Genomic DNA, 22,201 nt, shown 5'->3' on the forward strand with positions numbered 1-22,201 from the left:
GTCATCAGTCGACTGTACATATAGTCTTTTTCGATTTTTCCCAACCAAAGAAACTTACTTTCTCATGAGCGTCTATTATTTTCTAACAAGCCCAATTGCCGATGCCTTAGGCTGGACGTTACTACATGCCATTTGGCAGGGCTTTGCACTGGTGTTGCCCGCTGCGGTACTACTATATTTTCTTCGGCATCGGTCGGGGATAATCCGTTACCGCGTGGGGGTGTCTACCCTGCTGGCACAGGTGCTGGTTTCGGCCGCAACGTTTTTCTGGTACTACCAGCCCATTTCCGCTACGCAGCCTCTATCGCCAGCTACTACAGCCCGATATGCATCGCAGATCCGATGGCAAACAGTGGCCCAGTCGATACCCTGGCATCAGCAAACCCAGCAATTTCTGGAGAATCACCTGAGTCAGTTTGTGCTTATCTACCTGATTGGGGTGGCCCTGTTCGGGCTACGACTGGCTGGTGGGTGGATTTACCTGCAACAACTGAGCAAAACAGCTATGCTCCCTACATCGCAGCACTGGCTGGAGATGGCCAATCAAATTCGTTCTACATTGTCTATTCGGGCAGTCGTGCAGGTTCGTGAGTCGGCGCGCATAGCCATGCCAATGGTAGTGGGCGTATTGAAACCCGTTTTACTACTCCCCATTGGCCTGGCCACGCATTTATCGACCCGTGAAATTGAAGCCGTTTTAGCCCACGAATTAGCCCATATCAAACGGCACGATTACGCCGTCAATCTGCTGCAATCGATGGTGGAAGTGCTGTATTTTTTCCATCCGGCCCTCTGGTGGCTGTCAGCACGGGTGCGAGAAGAGCGTGAGCATTGCTGCGATGACCTGGCCGTGCAGGTTTGCGGGGGCAATGGCCGCATTCTCGCGCAGGCACTGGCCCACGTGGAAGAACTACGGCTGACTCAATCCACGCAAACGCCCGTACTGGCGATGGCTTTTGCGGCAAAACGGCAGCATTTACTACACCGCGTTCAGAGGATGTTGGGTGTACCCACGCGCCCCTTTGTGTCGAATAGCAGTCTGGCAGGCCTGACGCTGGCTACTATCCTGTTCATGAGTGTATCGGTATACGCCGTACAGCAGCAACCAAAACCAGCCGCCAAACAGCCAAAACCAGCTCATTCAACCCGAAAGCATACAGTTGACAGTAATTCAGCGTATGGTATGGTAGATAACCAGCGGATTAGCTACGTTCTCTGGAAAGGCCAGAAGCTACCGGCAACGCGTGTAGCCCGGCTGCAACGCCAACTTGACCAGGTGATGGCCGGTAAACTTTCGCTCGACACCGTGAAGCAGCCCGACCGGGATATTCTGCTGACCATTATCGAGCAGAACAATGCGCTTGGTGGCGGAATGGCATCGTTGAACGAAAACGCAAATGCTGACTTAAACGCGAACTTGAACGAAGATTTAAATACGGATTTAAATGCACAAGTTTCAGCCCGAATTGACTACAACACGATTATAAAAACCGCGCTTGATGCGGCTAACTCGGCTGGTACGTTCCCGGTTGATGTTGATGGTGTTCTGAAGAGAGTCGAGAAAATAGATTATAACCGGATTATCAATGAAGCGATGGCTTCGGTTGACACTACTATTTTCGACAGGGTCCGCGTGGCGAACGGGCCGGGCAGTAATCGATACAATCAACGCCGGATGGACAGCCTGAGTCAACTCATTGCCGAACGTTCCCGGCAGATGCAGGCTCTGCACCTCCAGATGGAAAAGTTGCGCTTTCCGGTGGAGGAAGTGGAACGGCAAAACGAAGTATTGAACTGGAAAAAGGATAAACTCATGGAGCAGCGTAACACGCTGATTGAGAAGCATCAGAAGTTACTCTACAATGACGGGAAAACAAAACTAAGTCAGGCGGAGGTTGAAAAGCAGATAGAAGCACTCGAACCGGAAATTAAGAAACTGGAAGGGGGCATGGAAGAGTTGAACCGGCAGATGGAGCAGTCTAATGCGAAGCAGGAAGAACTGAAAAAGCCAATGGAAGAGTTGGAACGCCAAACGCAACAGCTCGAAAATCAGGTGGAAAAGCTCTCTGACCAAATGGGACGATACGGCGATGATATGGCGCGCATAATGTCTATGATACCACCCATGCCCCCATCGGGTATTCGGGCAACACCCCGTCCCGTCCGGGCTCCCCGCCCGGCCCGCCTACCCCGGCCTGCCATAGCGCCCACTCCGCCTGCAAGCCCGAACCTGTCAGTTCCGGCCGTTCCTTCGGTAAACCCTCCCAGAGTTACCCCGCCCGCTGCTCCTAAGCCAGCGCCGAAGCCTAGATAATTTTTGTCATGGCTCCGCAGTAGAGAATCTCAGGCTTGACGAATACGCAGCGTTGAGATTCCCCCTGCGGAGCCATGACAAAAACGGTTGGTCTACTCAATCTCGATTACCACATCGGCCCCTACAGGGTGAGCGACGCAGGTTAGTATGTAACCTGCCTTCAGTTCTGATTCCGACAGGCCATCTTCCTCATCCAGTTTTACTTTACCCGATAGGCAGCGACCCATGCAGGCCGTACACATACCCGCCTGACAGGAGTAGGGCAGGTCAATATCTAGGTCCAGTGCTGCTTCCAGAATGGTTTGGTGCGGAGCAACGGCAAATTTATACTCGCTGCCTTCGTACAGGACCGTCACTTCGGGGGTACCACTGTCGGCAGCCGTGAGGGGTTCTTCTACTACATCACCCGCCATGACCGGTGCCGTAGCGTAGCTCTCCTTATGAACGTGCTCTGCCGAAACACCGACCAGTGCCAGTGCCGAACGGGCCTCGGCCATCATCCCATCGGGACCGCACAGGTACACACTGGCATTTTGCCGGTCTGTAGCAGGCATTTCTTCCAGAAGTTTGGTCAGCGTAGACTGATTCAGTCGTCCTTCGGCACCCGTCCAGCCCGCCGATGGCTGGCTAAGTATGTGGGTGGTCTGAAACCTGGATTTGCCATAGGCTTGCTCCATGGCATCCAGATGCGCTTTATAGATGATAGACGCCTGGTTTCGGTTGCCATAAATGAGCCATACCCGGCTATTGGGTTCAACGTGCAACGCCGACTTAGCCATTGAGAAGAGGGGCGTAATACCACTACCGGCCCCAATCAAAATAATAGTCCGGCGATTTTGCAGGTCCAGTTTTGGCGTGAAAGTCCCCATTGGCTCCAGGGTTTCCAGTACATCGCCGGACCGGATACTGTCGCACAGATAATTGGAAGCCAGACCACCCGGCACCCGTTTTACGGATACCGACAGTGATACGTCGACATGGGGCGACGATGCCATTGAATAGGACCGCCTTATTTTCTGACCGTTGATGTTGAGTAAAAAAGTTAGAAACTGACCGGGCTGATAGCGTACTTCCTCGTTGATAGGGTGCCAGAAACTGATTGTCACGGCGTCGGGCGTTTCCCGAACAATGTCTTTAACTTTTAAAAAATACCGATTTGCCATTACTATTCTTGTGGTTGCTATATACTAAACGCAGCAGGGAGCAGAAAAGCGAGGATACCTGAATAAAACCACCTGGCTTCCCTCTTTTTCTTCACCTGCCCGACGTTAGTTTTATCCGGCAAAGGTACGGCGAACGCCGGAAATTTATCCATTTCGGTGGTACCCAACCAGTCCTTCGGCGGGTGCTTTGAGGAGGTTACCCATTGTTAATCCCGTTTGTTCAACAGCCGTACGCAATTGCCGGGAAAAATAATGAGCTATCGACCCGACAAAATGAACAGGCCATTCAACCGATTCCGGAAAGCGGCTGACGTAGGTAGTAAGGAATGAAATAAACGCACCGGTTACCAGTTCTGTAACGTACGGGTGGGCCAGATGGTCGGACAGAAAGGGGGTAAATGAGGCAAAGTACCGGTTCGGAAATGGCTTTCTGTAAGCGTTTTCGAGCAACGCAGGCCGGTCGAGCGCGTAACGAATCTGGAAAGCCTGATGCAGGTCGGCAGGCAAACGGTCCTGAAAAAAGTCCCGGACGAGGGTTTTCCCCAGATATCCACCGCTTCCTTCGTCGCCAAGCCAGAACCCCAGCGATTGAATACCCCGCGTAATCTGCCCATTTTCGTAACAACACGCATTGGACCCCGTTCCCAGAATACAGACGATCCCGGCCTGATGGCCCGATGCCCCCCGGGCTGCACCCAGCATATCGCTGTTTACATCGATATGCTTTGCATCAGGAAACAACGTTTTCAGCGCATTCCCCACAATACCGTTTACCGGGGAGCCACTGCAGCCCGCCCCGTAGAAGAAGAGTTGTTCTATACGGGCATCGGTTACAGGCAAATGCAATTGATCTTTCAGTATATCTACCATTTGGGCAGACGACTGATAATAGGGATTCAAGCCATCCGTTTGCCGGGCGTGGATAGTACCATCAGCATCCAACAACCGCCAGTCGGTTTTGGTAGAGCCGCTATCCGCAATTAACTGTGTAGTCATTGACTCAATTGATAAATGCACTTGACCATAACTGATTGCCCATGACCACTACGGCTAATTTATACCAGTTCCCCTATCACCGGAAAGCGATTGAACACACTGTCGGAATGGGGTGCATCGGTCAACTCATCGGTCAGATCCTGACCCGCCCAGTGTTCATAGTGCTTTCCGTTGCGCCAAAGTCGTGAAGTCGACAAATCGTAGATAATTCCCTTGAATGCACACCAGATATCGTCGCGGTCCTGTCCATTACGTAGTGCTAGCTGTGAGCGGGTGTACTTTTGTACTAAATCAGGCATAAAAAAAGCGGCCGCATCCGTTAAATAACCAGTGAATTATTAGGCATTACTTTTGCAGGGAGAAAACAAAATTAGCGTAACTTTAGCCACTTCAAATCCTTGTGTAGTTGAATTACTTATGAGAAAGACTCAATCAATCGCTTTCTTTTCGGCACTGGCTCTGTTTAGTGTAATCCTGAGTTGTAAAAGCAATAAAGTGGCACCCGTTTCAGAACGCATTGCCAAAGTGTGGACCGCCAGCAAGATAGACGAAAACAGCACGACCGTTTATACAAAGGGAGCTACTAGCAACATTCGTAACTACGCTGGTTTCAAACTGGATTTAAGCGCTGCCCCAACCGTTAGATACACAGAATACGATGGCAATACCTTCGTTGGGCAGTATTCTGTTCCCGATGATAACACGCTCAAATTGACAAACCTGAACCCATCCCCCACCGGCGATAATGGTTCGATTACGTTTACCATCAATTCTATTGACGACAATAACCTGAAACTCACCCGGACATCGGCTAGTCAGAAAACGGGTGGTACCACCAATGTGTATACCCTAACAAATCCGTAAGTACGTCCTTAACGTTGTTTTCGTTAAAAAGCCACTCTGTCATCATTCGGAGTGGCTTTTTAACGAATTATGGGTAATAATCCGTTTTGTCTATCTTTAGGGTCTATCACTATTTGCACACCTTATATCTCTCCCTATGACTGATTTAAACACCCTTGGCGAGATCGGTTTAATTGATCGAATACGCCAGACAATACCAAAACCAACTCACAAAGAAACGATTCAGGGTATCGGGGACGATGCTGCTGTGTTTGACTGGGGTGACGATTTTGGGCTGTTTTGTACCGATATGCTTGTAGAAGGTATTCACTTCGACCTTACCTACGTCCCCTTAAAGCATCTTGGTTACAAAGCGGTGACGTTTGCGGTATCCGATATTGCCGCCATGAACGGTTTACCGATACAAATAACCGTTAGTATCGGATTAAGCAGTCGATTCACCGTCGAAGCCATCGACGAACTGTACGCCGGTATAAGAGCAGCCTGTAAGGCGTATAACATTGACCTGGTGGGGGGCGATACAACCTCTTCGCGTTCCGGCCTGATTATCTCGGTATCTGCTTTGGGAAAAGTACCGAAAGAGGCAATTACCTATCGGGACAAAGCGCAGGTCAATGACATACTTTGTGTTACCGGCGATTTAGGAGCAGCTTACATGGGTCTGCAGCTACTGGAGCGTGAAAAGCAGGTGTTTATGGCCGACTCCGGGATGCAGCCAAACCTGTCCGAAGAGAGAACCTACCTGGTTCAGCGTCAACTTCGTCCCGAGGCCCGTACCGATATTGTTCACGAACTTCGCGACCTCGGTGTGGTTCCTACTGCCATGATTGATGTGTCGGATGGGTTAGCCTCCGAACTGCTTCACCTGTGCCGTCAATCAAAGTTGGGAGCCATCATCTTTGACGAAAATATACCCATCGACGACCAGACTTATCTGGCGGCCGATGAATTCAACATCAGCCCGATAACCGCGGCTTTGAACGGAGGAGAAGATTACGAGTTGCTGTTTACCGTTCGACCGCAGGCGTTTGAAAAACTGGCAACCAACTCGCGTATTACCGCTATTGGTTATATCTCCAGCGATTCCAAGTACGTTGGCCTGTCAACCAAAGCGGGCCAGTTGACTCCTATCAAGGCACAGGGCTGGCAAGGTATATTTTCGTTGACGTAATCAAAATCGGGCCGTTCTTATAGATAGAACGGCCCGATTTTGGTTGATGCCAGCACTAAGGCCTGGGTATGGGTTCGGCTTTGAAACCTGCCTTCTCAACAGCCTCCCTGACTACATCGCCAATTCGGTTATCGGTGGTTTGTACAGTCAGAATTTTCTCGGGGCTGCTGGTGTCTACATTCCAGCCGTCGAGTTGTTCGATGTCGTTCAGGAAAGGAGTTACGGTGGCTACGCAGCCACCACACTTGATATTTGTTTTGAAATTGAGCGTTTCCATAGTTTGATTAACGTTTTACTTTTCTAGAATCTACACAAAAGACCAGTAATCGGATTATAACTTAACCGTCTTCAACCGCAGACTGTTCGTTACGACCGATACAGAGCTAAGCGCCATAGCTGCCCCGGCAATCATCGGGTTAAGCAGAAAACCGTTGATTGGGTACAACAGTCCAGCCGCCAGCGGAATGCCGATAAGGTTATAAATGAACGCCCAGAATAAGTTTTGCCGGATAGTCTGCACCGTCCTCTTCGACAGGTACAAGGCCTTCGGTACACTGGTCAGGTCCGAGGTGATAAGCGTCATTTTAGCTACGTCCATTGCAATATCCGACCCGTGTCCCATAGCAATACTAACATCGGCCTGAGCCAAGGCCTGTGAGTCATTAATGCCGTCGCCAATCATGGCCACTACTCGGCCTTTCGCTTGTAACTGTTTAATAAAATCGGCTTTATCGGTAGGCAGTGCTTCAGCCTTGTATTCCTCAATACCAACGGCCTGCGCTACGGCCGCTGCGGTCTGCTCGTTATCACCCGTTAGCATATATACGGCAATACCGCGCTGTTTCAGCGTATCAATGGCCTCCGCTGATGTTTCCTTAACCGGGTCGGCGATGGCCAGTATGGCTAGTACACGCTGTTCATCGGCAAAGAAAACCACTGTTTTTGCTTTCCGTTGCCATTGCGTTGCCTGCTTTTGTACGGCATCATCCGCTACAATTGCGCGGTTAGCCAGCGATCGGATATTTCCGACACTATACGTTTTACCCCCGTAAGAACCCGAAACACCCTGCCCGGTGAGGCTCTCGAATGTATCCAGAGTAACCCCCATCAACTTAGGAGACTCATGATGTATCTTCTCTACCACGGCCGATGCCAGCGGGTGCTCCGACCGCGATTCCAAGGCGTATAAAATGGGCAGCAATGCCGTTACGTCCGGTTCTGCTACCTGCCAGACTGCATCCGTAACGGTAGGTTTACCCTGCGTAATTGTGCCCGTTTTATCCAGCACCACGGCATTGACCCGGTAACCGAGTTCCAGACTTTCGGCATCTTTAATCAGGATGTTGTTATCCGCCCCTTTACCCACGCCGACCATAATGGCGGTGGGCGTAGCTAGCCCCAGCGCACAGGGACAGGCAATAACCAGGACCGTAACCGACGTGAGCAAAGCATGGGTAAACGCATTTTCTCCCGCAAAGACCATCCAGGCAATAAATGTCAGTATGGCAATACCCAGCACAATCGGCACGAAAATACCGGCAATTTTATCAACCAGTTTCTGCACCGGGGCTTTACTTCCCTGTGCTTCCTGCACCAGCCGGATAATTTGCGCCAGGACCGTGTCACCCCCAACCTTTTGCGCGGTAAAGCGAAAAGAACCGGTCTGATTGATGGTTCCGGCAAAGACCGATGCGCCACTATTCTTCTCTACCGGCACGGATTCCCCGGAAATCATGCTTTCGTCTACAAAAGATGCCCCCGACTCAACCAGACCATCTACGGCAATCCTTTCGCCGGGCCGTACCATAAGCACCTGCCCTACCTGAACCTGCGCAATAGGCAGGTCTCGTTCTATGCCGTTTTCTACAATCCGAACGGTACTGGGTTGTAAGCCAATCAGTTTTCTGATAGCCGATGAGGTATTGGACTTGGCCCGCTCTTCCAGCAGCTTCCCCAGCGAGATAAACGTGATGACCACCGCGGCCGCTTCAAAATAAACATCGGGGGTCAAACCGCGCTGCAACCAGAAGTCGGGGTTAACGGTGTTAAAGGCACTGAATAGAAACGCTATTCCGGTGGACAGGGCAACGAGCGTATCCATATTGGCTTTACCATAGCGAGCCTGTTTCCAGGCATTGCTGAAATAGGATCGGCCCAGCCAAAAGACAACGGGAGCGGTGAGCACCATCATCAGGTAGTTCTTATACCCCGCCGTTCCGCCCGGTTCCATCAGAAACATGCCGATGATTACGACGGGTACCGTAAGGATGGCCGCCCAGATGGTTCGCTTCTTCAGCGATTCATAATGCTTCTCCTGAGCTTCCTGCTGCACCTGCCGGGGGTCCTCCACGTTGACCACTAAATCGTAGCCGATTGCCTGCAAAGCCTGCTGCAAGCCCGTTGGCGAAACCACGTTCGGGTCATAATCCACCGTAGCCGACTGATTGGCGTAGTTTACGGTGGCCTGCGCAACGCCCGGCGTATTGGTCAGCATCGACTCTACACTCACGGCACAGGCAGCGCAACTCATCTCCAGCACCGGAAACTGCTGATGCGTCAATGCCGAATGTATCTTTTTATTTGTAACAGGCTTGCTTGCCTGAGTCATTTTATCCGTCGGTATCATATCTTTATAAGGACAAGACCTATCTTCCAGGTGTTCTTCTCTACCTTCAGATATAGAACAAAAAAAGGCATCGTTTGCGCTGATACTGACTTATATAATTCGGGTTACGCAGTACATTTTGACCCAGTTCTACGAATACCATAAAGCCCTGGCTACCTGGTGCAAAAGCTGAAACCGGACCAAAATAGCCATGCCCAGGGGTGACCTAGCAGCCAGTATGAGTCATTACTATATGATGCCTGACCAATTGTGCTTCCGAAAGCGGCTCCCCCTGCCTGGTATCTATTTGTTGTTAATACTGTTAACCAGTTGTCAGAAAACTGAACAACAGGCAGAAACAGCGAACAGACAGGCGCCTACGACTATAGTTTCCAGCGATAGTGGCTATCAGTTGCTGCACTACGGAAAGCCTTACTTCATAAAAGGAGCGGGTGGCATCAGCCATCTGGAGGAATTGGCGGCCTGCGGTGGTAACTCCATCCGGGTTTGGGACGATATTGACGCGGGACGAATTCTGGACGAAGCCCATACACTAGGGATTACGGTTATGCTGGGCCTGTGGGTAGAGCGCGAAATGGAAGGCTTTGATTATGACGACCGGGCCGCGGTGGAACGCCAGTACAATCGCATACGCAAAACCATACTCCGCTACCGAAATCATCCCGCCCTGCTGATGTGGTGCGTTGGGAATGAGTGGGCACAGGACGCAGATAATTTCAAGGTTTTCGACGAAGTGAACCGATTGGCCCGACTGGTCCATGAACTCGACCCCGGCCACCCGACCAGCACGGCTATATCGCCCGATAGCAAACGGGCCATCTGGTTAGTGAGCCAGCGATGCACAGAGGTTGATATTTTAGCGGTGAATTCCTACGGCCTGACCGCCCGGCTGGACGAGTTTTTTCGGGGAGGGGGCTGGACCAAACCTTACCTCATTTCGGAATACGGTGCCCCGGCCTACTGGGAAGTCCCTACTGCCCCTTGGGGTGCTCCCGATGAGCCAACTAGCCAGCAGAAAGTAGACTTTGTCCGTCAGTTTTATCGGCAATATATTGCTTCCAAGCCGCTCAACTGCCTGGGTGCTTACTTATTTTACTGGGGCAGCAAGCAGGAGGAAACCTCCACCTGGTTCAGTATTTTTGATGAACAGCGACGACAAACACCCCTGGTTGGCCTGATGCAGGAACTCTGGCGGGGCACGAAACCAACCAATAGAGCACCGGTTATCCAACAACTACTGATTGATGGTGAAGCAGTTGCGCATCGTTCGTTCGCGGTATCGGACACAGTGCACTGGGCAGCAATACGAGTAACCGAACCGGAACGGGATTCACTGCGGTACGAGTGGGTCATGAAACGCCGGGCGCGATCGGGCTCCGACTATGTCGGCATTCCCAGGCCAGCTATTCAGGGATTGATAACCCGTTCGGATAAAGCGATCATTCAGTTTCGCCTTCCCCAAAATCCGGGCGCTTACCGGCTATTTGTAAACGTGTTCGATACCCATGAGCACGTAGCAACCGCTAACTTCTCCTTTCTGGTTACTGCTCCACAATCTAGGCAGTAAATCAATTGGGTCTGGCGGATACTAAGGTTGCCCGGTAAGTACGCCATTCGTTTTCATCCCTGAAAATAACGCCCCGAACCGTTGGATACCGCTCCTGTAACAGGTCTATAGCTTCAATCGTCCACTGGGTGGTATCCGGTTGCTCAGCCACCGATGTCAGATGCGTAATAAGTATCGGTTTCTGACGAATGCTATACGCAGGATGCGTGCGTACGGCAGTGTGCGAAAGCTGGAAAAGGGCGGCAAACGAGTGACTTTTCCTATCAGGAGCTTGGTTCGGGTCATTCGTCACATTGAAACCCAGCCAGTCCACGAAGCCGTTTCCCGGATAATGCGTTACCAGCGTTGAGGGTAGAAACGGGCACCACACCCAGGTAATATTCGTGGCTTTCTGGTCGTGGCAATAGTGTACTATGTGCTGCCAGGCCTGTCGGCACAGGATTAAGTTGGCCGTTTGCTCCACGCCCCACGGGCGGGCTGCATTATCGAACTCCGGCATAAAACTCGCAAATACAAACCGATTATACGACCGCGTTTCCAGTACGAAGCGATGAAGAGCGGCATCGCGCTCACCCCGGATAATACTAAGCAGAAAGGTACGAATAGCTACTTCTGAACCAGCTTGTATGCCCGCTGGCTCAATATACAACAGGGGTAGCTGATTGAGTACATCCAGTTTTGGCGGGAGTGATACAATAGACTGGGGCTCAATTGACCAGTTTAGATGGTAAGGAATGATAGGACGGGATGAAACGGGAGTACCAGCCGCCGGCCGGTGTTTATACGAAGCCATCCCTACATAAAAAGGCTGCGTATTGGCATAACGCAAATTATTCGGAACGGTATTCGATGCCTTACGATAGGTAAACACCCCCATGCCGATAGTCAGTATCAGAACACCCACAAAAAGCGGGACAGCAGCCTGGCGGAGCCAGTTATACAGGCCATACCGTAAATTCCATATCCGAATACGAACGTTCCGGACCTGCGCCCGACTGGCTGATAGGTTGCTTAGCCAATTCCTTATTCCCATCAACATTTTTTCCTGCCCAACCAGCACATTCAGCATCAGAATCAGGGTGTTCAGCAATCCAAAACCAATCATTAGCTGGAAATAAATATTGTTCAAGGCAAACCGACCGTACCAATAAATGCTGTATCCAATGACTAACAGTGTCAGACCACTCATCAACACATTGGGTAAAACCAGCAGAATATGATTGCGGGGCTGATCATCTTTGGGTGTAGGAATGTAGGGCACCCTCACCCGGAACACCGTGTACACAAACCCCAGTACGTACACCCACCAGGTACCGCTGGCCAGAATGCCCCCGGCCAGGTGGAAACCAACTTCGTGCCGTTCAATCAGCCACCGCTGGGCGTACTGCCGAACCAGGAAGCCCGTCAGCAAGAGCGGAATATATACTGTACCAAATAGCAGGAGGTCCAGTTGAAGCGGCAGCTTCATTGTCATTAGCGATAGAATCGGAATAAGCAGATCAATCAGTTGTACTACACCCAGCAGATAGTACAGGGGCAGCGTGGCGTAGTGAAGCCGTTGTGAGCCTGTTAACCCGTTAAACACCTTCGGGTACGTTGTAAACAGCAACTCAAATGTTCCCCTTGCCCATTTGAGTTGCTGTTTATAATAGGCAGACAGGGTGGCGGGCACCAGTCCATACGATAGAGGCAGGGGAACATAAACGGACTGCCATCCCCCGGCATGGAGCCACATGGCGGTATGCATATCCTCCGATAACCCGTTGGCATGGCCGCCAATCGAATCCAGCGCACTCCGGCGGAATGTGCAGTTGGCCCCAATGGCCTGTGCTGTACCGTAATTACCCATGCAGGTCATCATGGGCCCGTAAAAGCTATAGGTCTGCTCAGAAGCCCCGAAAGCCGCCAGACTCTCTTTATGGTTATAATAGCCCTGTACACACTGCACGAATCCCACGACCGGGTTGTCAAAATGTGGTAGAACCCGGCTCAAAAAATCGGGGACGGGGATGTGATCGGGGTCAATAATGAGACAGATTTCGCCGGTTGCCTGCCGAAGGGCATTGTTGATATTACCGGCTTTGGCATCAATTTTAACCTGTCTCGTTACGTGAATCACCCCCAGTTCAGCGCATACCTGTTGTAGATAAGGGTCATTGGCTTCATCGCAGAGATAGGTTGTGTGAGGATAAGTGATTCGCTGAATAGCCCGCAGTGTATTGACAACCATTTCTTTCGGCTCACCATCGCAGTACGTCGTTAGCACATCAACCGTCCAGGTGCGGGTCGTTTCTGGCGTAGTGGTTGGTTTCACGCGCCAGTAGTGATACCATTCATGCAGCAGACGAAGTAGTTTAAATAGTACGGATATCGTCAGCAGGATGAATAGCCAGGATACACCCCTGTTCTGAGGCTGAAAGTAAACCCATAAAAAAGCCGCCATAAACAGCAGACCAATGCAAATAAGTACCCGTATCGGCCGATTATCGCCCGGGCGGGAGGAGAAAGAGTACTGTTCGCTGGGAGAATTGGTCGTAAAATCAGGCCATCTCATTGGCTGAATAAATTAATTACCGGTCTGATTTAGACTTTGTTCCTGAAGAAAGGTCAACCTGTTGGCCCAGCTAAATACGGGTCGTTCAGAAAAGTACAACAAAGCACTAATAGCCTTATCGGGTACGCAGAAACATGGAGTAGCAGGCCCGCTCGCATCGGGGCAACAGGAGCAGCGTGTCGGCCCGAAAAGCTACCCTCTGCCGAAAGGGGACAGTAGCCCGGTTGGTGGTAATATACAGGTTGACGCCTAAACTATCCTGACTCGTTGAGTCAACCCGAAAGTACCTGATAGGCGCGTAGTAAGTCATTTCGCTCCCAATGGCACTCAGCTTACCGTCCGGGGCAAAGGTGAGTGTTTGGGCGGGGGTACCAGGATATTGCCGGATCACATCAATCGTTTTCGTTATCCGGATAGAGTCTTTTACGTAGCGATCTTTCACAAAGACTGAATCTTTCACGTAAATACCATTCACTAAAGACGAGTCAATCCGAGTTCCTCCTTTCACAAAAACCGAATCAATCCGATAGTAAGCACTATCGGATTGATAGAGTCGCTCCACGAGTCGCCACGTACCGATAATGCGGGGGTCACTCGCACCGGGCGAAAATTCGGCCGTATTATCCTGACAGCGGGTAAGCATACCAGCCAGAAGTAAAGCGACGCTTAGGTAGAGGTTTTTTTTCACAAGTCAGTGGGTAGCTCGTAACACTAACGAACAGCCTGTTTCTGCCATTGCCTTGCCGGGCGTATGTGAAGAAACTAACTGCGCAGGGCTAGTTACACAAACTCTATGCCCCGTTCTTTGGCGTCAGAAACAAAATTTTTCACTTTCTGCTCTTCTTCTTTCCGGCAAATCATCAGCACGTTGTCGTACTCGGCTACAATATAGCCGTCCAGCCCATTCACGACCACCAACCGGTCTTTGGGTGTTTTGATGATGCAGTTTTTGGTATCGTACAGCATGATATGGCCGTCGATTACGTTGAAATCATCATTTTTTTCCGAGACTTCATAAAGCGATTTCCACGTACCCAGGTCCGACCAGCCAAAATCACTCAGCACCACATACACGTTTTCAGCCTTCTCCATCACACCGTTGTCGATAGAAATACTTTGCGTAAGTGAGTAGGCTTTGTCAACAAAAGCTTTCTCCCGGCTGGTGTAATAGACCTCATTACCTTCCTCAAAAATCTCGGCAACTTCGGGCAGATACTTCGTAAACGAACGGATGATAGCCTGTACATTCCAGACGAAGATTCCCGCGTTCCAGACGAATTCGCCACTGTCCAGAAACTGCTGCGCCAGTTCGAGGTGCGGCTTCTCGGTGAATGTTTTTACTTTGTTTATCGCACTGGCCGGCTCAGTGTCCGCTGTAGCACCATCTGCTGCGGGAATAAACTGGATATACCCATAGCCTGTATCGGGGCGGCTGGGCTGAATACCAAGGGTAACCAGAATCTCTTTGCCTCTTGTGGCATCGATAGCCGTCCTGATTGTTTCCTTAAACGCTTCTTCTTTGAGGATAATATGGTCGGCGGGGGCAACAACAACTACAGCATCCGGGTCCTTCTGCGCAATCTTGTAACACGCATAAGCAATACAGGGTGCCGTATTTCGGGCAATTGGTTCACACAGAATCTGGTCGTCCGCTAGTTGGGGGAGCTGTTGCTGGCAAAGGTCTTTGTACAACGAACTGGTAACGATATAAATATTTTCGGACGGGCAGATCCCGTCAAACCGGTCGGCTGTTTGTTGAAGTAATGTCCGGCCAGTGCCCAGAACATCATGAAATTGCTTGGGATAACTTGTCCGGCTAAAGGGCCAGAACCGCGTTCCAACACCCCCAGCCATAATAATTACATACGTATGATTCATTTTACTTAGCTAATTTTGTTACGAAGTTGCCATTATCTTATTGTTTTACCCCACAAAAACTTAGGATATTTAGTATCTGGCAAACAGCAGGTATCTCCGCAAAGTCAAAGTGTGGGCCTGATTTTCTACGTTTACCAATCTCCACCTACAGCCCGGAGCAGCGCAACGGCATATTGTGCTTCCTGGCTCTTCAGTTGAACCAATTGTTGCTCAGCCGTTAGAATGGTACGCTGGGCGTCAAGCACTTCCAGGTACGTGGCCAGCCCCCTAATGTACAGTTCACGATTATATTGCTCCGTTCGGCGGGCCAGGGCTACGGTCTGATTCTGCAAGTCGATTTGCTGACGGAGTAACGTGAGGTTGTCCAATGCCGTTTCGGCATCCCGTTGCGCCAGTTGAACTGCCTGCTGGTAAACGTACTGATTGGTTTGTGCCTGCTGTTTGGACAAGGCGATGGTTTGGCGGGCGCGGTGACCTTCATAGAGCGGCACCGACGCGTTGAGCCCCACCAGGAACGTGGCACTGCTGGGCGTAAACCATGGGCCAAGCCGTCCCGACAGCAACCCACCAGAGCCAATGAGGGTAACGCGCGGCAACGTGGTATTTTGCTGCAAAGTCACCTGAGCAGTCGCTATCTGGTTTTGCCGGACATACTGGATTACATCGGGCCGACGCTGTACCTGTTCGGGCGTAATGGCCGCGTACGGATACGAGGGGATAACTGTTGGCAGCAATCCGACCGGCACCGAAAACTGGTTTGGGTCCTGCGCACAAAGCTGGGCCAGTCCATTCACCAATTCCTTTCGGGCACGTTCCAGTCCTTTCAACGTCACCTGTAAACCGGCGTAATCTGTTTCGGCGCGTTGTACGTCAATCTGGTTGATCAGTCCAACCCGGAAACGCTCCCGCAAAATACCCAGGGTCGTATCCCGCGACTGACTATTTCGCTTAAAAACCGCCTGCTCCGCATCGTTTCCCCGAATCAGCAGGTACGTCCGGGCAATATCGGAAGCCAGCGTGAGTCGAAACGATTGATAGTCGGCTACGCTGGCCTGCGCCTGTAAATCGGCCACGGCAATACCGGAACGAATCCGTTTAAATAGATCCAGCTCGTAGCTGGCGTCAATCGGCAGCAGTTGAAGCGTGTTGAGCTGAAAGCGGGGTAGCTCATCCGGCACAGCCGTTGAGATAGCCAGCGGACGGTGTTGCGACAGACTTTGGGTGGTAAGCAGCACCGAACTCCGAAGCGACGGCGATAGAAATGACTGGGCCACCTTCACCCGAATGCGGGCTTCCTCCAGCCGACTCAATGCCACTCGCAGGTTAGGGCTATTATCCAACCCGAGTTGAATAAGCGATTCAAGCATAGTATCACCAAATCGCAGGAAACCACTGGTGGTAATAGCCAACTCATTATCAGTCAAACCCGCTGCCGAAGTCGGGAGTGGGGTAAATCCACCAGGCGCTGTAGGCACCTGCGACTGGATGATGCCGGGCGTAGTGACTGGTCCCGTACCCGGCTGGATGGTAACGGCACCACCCGTTGGATTGACCGGAGCAACCTGAGCACGGACTGGATAAACCAATGCACTTATTACCAGGATACTTCCCACAAAAAACGATTTACTTGACATCATCATTACTGTCTATTGCTACCACTGCGTCTTTGTTGATGGGCCCGTATACGTGTGGGAATAACTCATTATTCGTAGCCTGCTCATACCTGAGTTCGTGAACCAGTTTATCTGCATCAATGTGCAATACCAGCAGGTTGGGCGCATTTCGGTAGTATCGATCCAGCACACCGGGCAGCTGCTCCCGCGTCGACAAATGAATAAAACTTTCTGTTTCCAAACTACCGGCGCTATAAACGGGCTGGCCCTCCTGTCTTGCCCATTCACTGGCCTCAACAACGTGATAAAGTAGGTTCATCAATGTACAGATAAAGCGATTATAGCCCTTATTCTAATTGCACAAAAGCAAGAGGTTATCCAATACTTCTTTCTTCTTACTTCTAACTATCAGGCAATTTAGCCCTATTTACCCTAAAACCATCGTTGGAAATATTGACTTATTCAAAGAATAAATTGATTTAGCCAGTTACTCCCAGACAAGTGTAGTTTACTCGTTCATGCCTGACAATGACCAAAAATCATTGTAATTTTGCCTTCTACCAAAATGATTGTATCATGCCAAAGGCACAAATGAACACCGATAAGGGCAGAATGCTCATCGAATTTTTTGAGAAAGATGCTCCTAAAGCGGTCGATAACTTTATTTCACTAGCAAAAAAAGGATTTTACGACGGCGTCAAGTTTCACCGCGTCATTCCAAACTTCATGATTCAGGGGGGCGACCCAACAGGTACCGGTTCGGGCGGTCCGGGTTACACCATTGACTGTGAACTGACGGGCGAAAACCAATACCACGACCGGGGTGTACTCTCCATGGCTCACCGGGGACGCAACACGGGCGGTTCGCAGTTTTTCATCTGCCACAACCGTCAGAACACGGCTCATCTGGATCGGAATCACACCGTATTTGGTAAAGTGATAGATGGGCTGGACATAATCGATGAAATCCAGCAGGGTGACAAAATCAATAGTATCACCGTACTGGAAGAATAGCATCCTGTTTCCCTTCCTTGTTTCTTTCAGCCTCCACAGCATCCCCGGGCCTATTTGCCGGGTTGCTGTGGAGGCTTAAAAGTTAAAATCCAGCGAGTCACTTCTTGGACTCGCTTGGCTTTCTCTGGCAACGCTTCGCTTAAAGGTGAGCGTCCTGCCGGGTACATCGACTAACTGATTGAGCAGAGATCCCAGCCTATAAGCTCAGGGGGTTTAGCTTACGTAAAAGCAGATTCAGGCCACCAGTCAACTGAATGTTATATTCAGCTATCCAACGTAATGCAACGCAAATAAAAATTCGTGTTTATACACGAATTAACAAAACAAACTCGATGATATAAGTATTAATAGGAATGCCGGACCCGGCGTATTTCGTCGGAGAGACGAGAACCCAATTAATCTCATTCATCATGAAATCAAAATACATTCCGTACTCACTTCTCCTGTTGTCAGCCACGGGGCTAATCGCCTGCGAAGACCATCGCGACAGCCCGAACGCACCGTTTCCGGAGCGTATCGAATTCGTGGCTGAGCGTCAGTACCCCGAGGGTATTGCTTACTCCTCACAACTGGCCAAATTTCTGGTTACGTCGATTCCGCTCGGAAAAATCGGCACGGTTGCCACTGATGGCCGGTATCAGGATCTGCTCACTGACCCTGGATTTATTGCGGGTATCGGCATGAAAGTAGCGGGCGACCGCGTGTTTGTCTGTAATAGCGATCAGGGCCGTTCGGTCAGGAGCACCCCGGCGACTACCCGCCAACTGGCCGAGTTGCTGGTTTTTAACCTGAATACCCGTCAACTCGAACGGCGGACTGATTTAGACGCGCTTCTCCCGGAGGCTGAGCCAAACTTCGCTAATGACGTAACCCTCGCCCCCGACGGTACAGCGTATGTAACAGACTCATTTTCGCCCGTCATTTACAAGGTTACGCCGAATGGAGCCCCCAGCATTCTGCTCCGGGATAACGTCCGGTTCGCCAGCATGACTTTTGGCCTGAACGGCATTGTGTACCACCCCAACAATTTCCTGATTGTAGCTAACACAGGCCAAGGAAAGCTTTTTAAAGTTGATCTGGCCAATGGCAATGCTGTTTCGGAGATAATTGTGGCTAACACCAGCCCTGTTGCCAATTCATTACCAGGCGATGGCCTGACGTTATTCAACAATGACCTGTACGTGGTGACGGGCGGTAATCGCGTGGCTCAGGTACGCACAGCCGACAACTGGCAAACGGCATCGGTTGTCAAGTATGATGCCAGTGGCTATGTGGGTGCCACGACCAGCGTTGCCGTAAACGCGCAGGTTTATACGCTCAACGCCCGCATCGGCCAGACTGGCAATGACCAGAACTTTAGTATCCAGCGTTTTCGGTAAGCTACGGTAAATGCATAAATGGCCAGGGGGTCAAGTGGTGGTATCACTTGACCCCCTGGCCATTTGTACACTATCGGTCAGGCAGCTCATAGGGATGGGGTTATCCGGATTGTATCCTGCGTCGACCCCATCAGGCGATAAAATAAGGAGTTAGTTTTTAATCATGAATAGGACGGGGCCTTTCGCCAGATGGAACCTATGATAGCCAGCACAATGGCCACTATTACCCCCGCTCCGGCTAGTAACGGTATATTTCCAACCCCTTCCTGTTCTACAGCAATAGCGGCATAAGCCCAGGCAAATACCAGTATATAAGCTATTGACCGATATCGATTAAACACAATAGCTCCTATTACCAGGCCCACAATCAGCACACCTACGGCCCACGTTTGTTCGTTCAGCCCGATCAAACTGAAATCCGTTGATTTGAGGTAAACAGTTATGTTCAGTATCGTAGCAACCGTGAGCCAGCCGAAATAGATTGAGAAAGGAACGCGGGCCAGCCAGGTCTCTGCTGGCGAGGCTGCCGATTCAGGCAGGGTAGCATTAGGGTTAGTAGGTATAATTGGAACGTGCTGTCTTTCCAGTAGCCGCTGTTCAATCACTACCAGTGAAAATAACATCACCAGGATAACCAGCAACGCCACCCCGATAAGTTCATTGTTAAATAGGGGGCTCCAGGCCGCATTACAAAACGCATTCAATACGACCCACCACCCGATGGCCCGGAAACGGGGATTTGTTTGCTGTGAACCAAGGGACTGATATACTGCAAAAGCTAATAACCCCAGAAAAATAAGCCCCCAAATGGAAAATGCATAGCCTGCGGGGGTAATGAGCGTATGGTATTTATCGGAAATTTCACCGTTTGTCTGACCACCAAATGCACCCGCATTCGACAGGTAATTCATAACAATCATGGTGATTATACTGAACACAACGGCGAACTGCCTGATTTTATCGTTTTGCATAACAAAGCCCATTGATTGATACGTATACCAACCAATGGGCTTAGCGGTTTGTTCGCCCGGTAATTTATAGCTCCAGTATCTTGAATTCCGTCCGGCGATTGCGTTGGTGCTCTTCTTCTGTTTTGGCGTTCTTCACAATCAGCTGCGTTTCTCCGTAGCCTTTGTAGGTGAGCCGGTCGGCATCAACACCTTTCGAAACGATGTATTCAACCGCCGATTTAGCCCGGTTCTGCGATAGTTTCTGGTTGTAGGCATCCGTAGCACGGGCATCCGTATGGGAGCCTAATTCAATTTTCAGCGTTGGATTGTCCTTTAGAATCGTGACCAGTTTATCCAGTTCATCGGCCGCATCGGGACGGATGTTATACTTATCCAGATCGTAATAAATGTTATCCAGCACAAACGTTTTGTTAAGTGTTGCTCTGTCGAGCACAATAGCTACATTGAACGTCGTATCCGTCACAGGTTTGGTCAGGAACACGGGCGGAATACTTTTACCCTGCATCGTAAACGGCTCCCGGCGGGTCAGGTACCCTTTGCGTTCGGCCAGAATGGTATAGTCTTTACCTTCCTGCAACGGGTATTTACCAAAAGTGCCGGGTTGATCCGTAATCACTTCGGCAACAGGTTGCCCGGTAGCATCGTCCAAAATCCGCACTTTCGCCGAATCGAGTGGCGTTACGGGTGTTTCGTTGGCCGAAACCGTACCGGCAATAAAGTAGCGAACTGTTTTTGGCGCACTGGCCGGGGGCGTCTGAACGATAACCGTCGAGTCGCGTACCGGGCCTTCCTGGAAGTAATAAATATCATCGTCACCTTTCCCCCCCGACCGGTTCGAGGCCATGTAGCCGCTCGTTGGGTCGGTATAAATCAGGCCAAAATCATCGGCGGGCGAGTTGATGGGTTGCCCCATATTTTCCACCCGCGTAACCCCGCCCGAACGGGTAGCCACAAAAACGTCCAGCTTGCCCAATCCCGGATGACCGTCGGAGGCAAAATACAATTTGGCATCAGGTCCAACGTAGGGAAACATCTCATCGCCGGGTGTATTGATGTCGCGGCCCATATTGACCGGGCGGCTAAACCGCCCCGATGCGTCGATACTGGTACGATACAGGTCGATACCACCGGCACCACCGGCCCGGTTGGAGGCAAAATACAGCGTTTTACCATCGCCCGAAAAAGCGGGGGAGCCATCCCAGGCCAAAGAATCACTAATGGGTAACCGAAGCGGCTCATTCCAGGCGCCCCCCTCCCCTAACCGACTGATAAACAAGTCAACGTCCAGTCCACCTTTGCGTTTACCATTGTTGCCTCTAGCAAAAACCATTGTTTTGCCATCCTTCGTAAAAGTCGGTGTTCCTTCGTTTACGTTGCCCTGGAAGACGTTTGTGCTGAACAATTCGGGTGTCCCTGCCGCAACGGTACTCCCGGTTTCGTCCGGGTTTTGTGGTAGTTTCGTCTTGTACAGCCCCAGCATCGGCTGACCGTTGTTTTTGTAGGTCTGCTCTTTCCGCGACGCCGTAAACACCAGGTCCTCTCCCCGCACCACGGGCGCAAACTCGGCGCCCGTCGAGTTCAGGTTACCCATGTTTTTGAGGTTGATGAGCGATTTGTTCTTCGCTATGAGGCCGATAGCTTTCAGCGTTTCCACCTCCTGCTTCGCCTTGTTCAGGGTAGCTTTTGCGGTTGTTTTAGGCGCGTTGGCTACGAACTGCTGTAGCTGTTCCAGCGCAGCCGCGTAGTTCCCCTGCGATTTCAGCGCGTAGGCGTAGTTGAAGCGGGCATCCGACTCCGTGGTGTTGGCTTCGATTGCTTTCTGGTAGAACGGGACAGCTTCACCAAAGCGATTCGACAATCGGTACGATTCTGCCGTGTAATAATTGAGACGGGCAGCGTCAATCGTCCCCGCAGATGCCTTCTGAAATTGATTCAGCGCCAGGTTATATTCGCCAGCGTCGAAGTGTCTAACACCTTTTTTGTACGCCTGGAGAGCCGAGTTGCAACCCGTCAGCGCGAAAGCCAGACCCAACGCTACCAGCAATACAGACAACGTATTGGTTTTCATAGAGGTTAGTAAACTGAAATTGG

General features: G+C 50.8%; 18 protein-coding genes. 6 read left to right on the forward strand and 12 right to left on the reverse strand.

The window, feature by feature from the left end:
- Nucleotides 1-64 precede the first annotated feature (64 nt).
- The gene (locus B156_RS0104985; RefSeq protein WP_018618544.1) at nucleotides 65-2,314 is read left to right on the forward strand and encodes a M56 family metallopeptidase; all 2,250 of its coding nucleotides are present in this window, start codon (nucleotides 65-67) and stop codon (nucleotides 2,312-2,314) included.
- 92 nt (nucleotides 2,315-2,406) lie between these two features.
- Here B156_RS0104985 and B156_RS0104990 read toward each other — a convergent pair whose 3' ends face one another.
- From B156_RS0104990 to B156_RS0105005, 3 genes are all read right to left on the reverse strand, one after another.
- The gene (locus B156_RS0104990; protein ID WP_018618545.1) at nucleotides 2,407-3,477 is read right to left on the reverse strand and encodes a ferredoxin--NADP reductase; all 1,071 of its coding nucleotides are present in this window, start codon (nucleotides 3,475-3,477) and stop codon (nucleotides 2,407-2,409) included.
- A 144-nt stretch (nucleotides 3,478-3,621) separates the two neighbouring features.
- Nucleotides 3,622-4,473 carry a BadF/BadG/BcrA/BcrD ATPase family protein gene (locus tag B156_RS0105000; protein ID WP_018618547.1) on the reverse strand — a complete coding sequence of 284 codons (852 nt, stop codon included), beginning with the start codon at nucleotides 4,471-4,473 and terminating at the stop codon, nucleotides 3,622-3,624.
- Between the two features lie 59 nt (nucleotides 4,474-4,532).
- Nucleotides 4,533-4,772: a cytochrome b5 domain-containing protein gene (locus B156_RS0105005; protein WP_018618548.1), complete on the reverse strand. Its 240-nt coding sequence runs from the start codon at nucleotides 4,770-4,772 to the stop codon at nucleotides 4,533-4,535.
- Nucleotides 4,773-4,890: 118 nt separating this feature from the next.
- On the opposite strand from B156_RS0105005, the gene B156_RS0105010 reads away from it, so the two are divergent.
- A complete protein-coding gene (locus B156_RS0105010) occupies nucleotides 4,891-5,337 on the forward strand; it encodes an immunoglobulin domain-containing protein (protein ID WP_018618549.1) in 447 nt (148 codons plus the stop codon).
- Nucleotides 5,338-5,473: 136 nt separating this feature from the next.
- Entirely contained in the window at nucleotides 5,474-6,508 is a 1,035-nt protein-coding gene (gene thiL, locus B156_RS0105015; protein ID WP_018618550.1) for a thiamine-phosphate kinase, read from the forward strand.
- A 55-nt stretch (nucleotides 6,509-6,563) separates the two neighbouring features.
- On the opposite strand, the gene B156_RS0105020 is transcribed toward thiL, so the two are convergent.
- Together B156_RS0105020 and B156_RS0105025 are read right to left on the reverse strand one after the other, a co-directional pair.
- Complete coding sequence (locus B156_RS0105020) at nucleotides 6,564-6,785, reverse strand: heavy-metal-associated domain-containing protein (RefSeq protein WP_018618551.1); 222 nt, start codon at nucleotides 6,783-6,785, stop codon at nucleotides 6,564-6,566.
- A 54-nt stretch (nucleotides 6,786-6,839) separates the two neighbouring features.
- A complete protein-coding gene (locus tag B156_RS0105025; RefSeq protein WP_169518244.1) occupies nucleotides 6,840-9,116 on the reverse strand; it encodes a heavy metal translocating P-type ATPase in 2,277 nt (758 codons plus the stop codon).
- 235 nt (nucleotides 9,117-9,351) lie between these two features.
- On the opposite strand from B156_RS0105025, the gene B156_RS0105030 reads away from it, so the two are divergent.
- Entirely contained in the window at nucleotides 9,352-10,701 is a 1,350-nt protein-coding gene (locus B156_RS0105030; protein WP_245563690.1) for a glycoside hydrolase family 2 TIM barrel-domain containing protein, read from the forward strand.
- 1 nt (nucleotide 10,702) lies between these two features.
- Here B156_RS0105030 and B156_RS0105035 read toward each other — a convergent pair whose 3' ends face one another.
- The 5 genes from B156_RS0105035 to B156_RS0105055 form a co-directional block, all read right to left on the reverse strand.
- Nucleotides 10,703-13,255, reverse strand: coding sequence for a glycosyltransferase (locus B156_RS0105035; protein WP_018618554.1), 2,553 nt, complete (start codon nucleotides 13,253-13,255; stop codon nucleotides 10,703-10,705).
- 115 nt (nucleotides 13,256-13,370) lie between these two features.
- Entirely contained in the window at nucleotides 13,371-13,943 is a 573-nt protein-coding gene (locus B156_RS0105040) for a hypothetical protein (protein WP_018618555.1), read from the reverse strand.
- Nucleotides 13,944-14,035: 92 nt separating this feature from the next.
- The gene (locus B156_RS0105045) at nucleotides 14,036-15,133 is read right to left on the reverse strand and encodes a mannose-1-phosphate guanylyltransferase (RefSeq protein ID WP_018618556.1); all 1,098 of its coding nucleotides are present in this window, start codon (nucleotides 15,131-15,133) and stop codon (nucleotides 14,036-14,038) included.
- A gap of 131 nt (nucleotides 15,134-15,264) precedes the next feature.
- Nucleotides 15,265-16,770: a TolC family protein gene (locus tag B156_RS0105050; protein ID WP_040585125.1), complete on the reverse strand. Its 1,506-nt coding sequence runs from the start codon at nucleotides 16,768-16,770 to the stop codon at nucleotides 15,265-15,267.
- Complete coding sequence (locus B156_RS0105055) at nucleotides 16,757-17,065, reverse strand: DUF952 domain-containing protein (protein ID WP_018618558.1); 309 nt, start codon at nucleotides 17,063-17,065, stop codon at nucleotides 16,757-16,759. The genes B156_RS0105050 and B156_RS0105055 overlap by 14 nt, the downstream gene beginning before the upstream one ends.
- Nucleotides 17,066-17,322: 257 nt before the next feature.
- Between B156_RS0105055 and B156_RS0105060 the strand changes: the two genes are divergently transcribed.
- Entirely contained in the window at nucleotides 17,323-17,760 is a 438-nt protein-coding gene (locus B156_RS0105060; RefSeq protein ID WP_018618559.1) for a peptidylprolyl isomerase, read from the forward strand.
- 410 nt (nucleotides 17,761-18,170) lie between these two features.
- Nucleotides 18,171-19,139, forward strand: a complete 969-nt coding sequence (locus B156_RS0105065; RefSeq protein WP_018618560.1) for a gluconolaconase — start codon at nucleotides 18,171-18,173, stop codon at nucleotides 19,137-19,139.
- Nucleotides 19,140-19,300: 161 nt separating this feature from the next.
- On the opposite strand, the gene B156_RS0105070 is transcribed toward B156_RS0105065, so the two are convergent.
- Both B156_RS0105070 and B156_RS0105075 read right to left on the reverse strand, forming a co-directional pair.
- Complete coding sequence (locus B156_RS0105070) at nucleotides 19,301-20,110, reverse strand: TspO/MBR family protein (protein ID WP_040585198.1); 810 nt, start codon at nucleotides 20,108-20,110, stop codon at nucleotides 19,301-19,303.
- Nucleotides 20,111-20,174: 64 nt separating this feature from the next.
- The gene (locus B156_RS0105075) at nucleotides 20,175-22,178 is read right to left on the reverse strand and encodes a CHU_0125 family OmpA-like outer membrane integrity protein (protein WP_026260612.1); all 2,004 of its coding nucleotides are present in this window, start codon (nucleotides 22,176-22,178) and stop codon (nucleotides 20,175-20,177) included.
- Nucleotides 22,179-22,201 lie beyond the last annotated feature (23 nt).

The organism is Spirosoma luteum DSM 19990, from assembly GCF_000374065.1.
Taxonomy (GTDB): Bacteria; Bacteroidota; Bacteroidia; order Cytophagales; family Spirosomataceae; genus Spirosoma; species Spirosoma luteum.

Coding starts and splice junctions, on each gene's coding strand:
- B156_RS0105050 (WP_040585125.1), bottom strand. CDS start 16,770: ATGATGTCAAGTAAATCGTTTTTTGTGGGAAGTATCCTGGTAATAAGT.
- B156_RS0105010 (WP_018618549.1), top strand. CDS start 4,891: ATGAGAAAGACTCAATCAATCGCTTTCTTTTCGGCACTGGCTCTGTTT.
- B156_RS0105030 (WP_245563690.1), top strand. CDS start 9,352: ATGAGTCATTACTATATGATGCCTGACCAATTGTGCTTCCGAAAGCGG.
- thiL (WP_018618550.1), top strand. CDS start 5,474: ATGACTGATTTAAACACCCTTGGCGAGATCGGTTTAATTGATCGAATA.
- B156_RS0104985 (WP_018618544.1), top strand. CDS start 65: ATGAGCGTCTATTATTTTCTAACAAGCCCAATTGCCGATGCCTTAGGC.
- B156_RS0105075 (WP_026260612.1), bottom strand. CDS start 22,178: ATGAAAACCAATACGTTGTCTGTATTGCTGGTAGCGTTGGGTCTGGCT.
- B156_RS0105045 (WP_018618556.1), bottom strand. CDS start 15,133: ATGAATCATACGTATGTAATTATTATGGCTGGGGGTGTTGGAACGCGG.
- B156_RS0105035 (WP_018618554.1), bottom strand. CDS start 13,255: ATGAGATGGCCTGATTTTACGACCAATTCTCCCAGCGAACAGTACTCT.
- B156_RS0105000 (WP_018618547.1), bottom strand. CDS start 4,473: ATGACTACACAGTTAATTGCGGATAGCGGCTCTACCAAAACCGACTGG.
- B156_RS0105065 (WP_018618560.1), top strand. CDS start 18,171: ATGAAATCAAAATACATTCCGTACTCACTTCTCCTGTTGTCAGCCACG.
- B156_RS0105005 (WP_018618548.1), bottom strand. CDS start 4,772: ATGCCTGATTTAGTACAAAAGTACACCCGCTCACAGCTAGCACTACGT.
- B156_RS0104990 (WP_018618545.1), bottom strand. CDS start 3,477: ATGGCAAATCGGTATTTTTTAAAAGTTAAAGACATTGTTCGGGAAACG.
- B156_RS0105055 (WP_018618558.1), bottom strand. CDS start 17,065: ATGAACCTACTTTATCACGTTGTTGAGGCCAGTGAATGGGCAAGACAG.
- B156_RS0105060 (WP_018618559.1), top strand. CDS start 17,323: ATGCCAAAGGCACAAATGAACACCGATAAGGGCAGAATGCTCATCGAA.
- B156_RS0105025 (WP_169518244.1), bottom strand. CDS start 9,116: ATGACTCAGGCAAGCAAGCCTGTTACAAATAAAAAGATACATTCGGCA.
- B156_RS0105070 (WP_040585198.1), bottom strand. CDS start 20,110: ATGCAAAACGATAAAATCAGGCAGTTCGCCGTTGTGTTCAGTATAATC.
- B156_RS0105020 (WP_018618551.1), bottom strand. CDS start 6,785: ATGGAAACGCTCAATTTCAAAACAAATATCAAGTGTGGTGGCTGCGTA.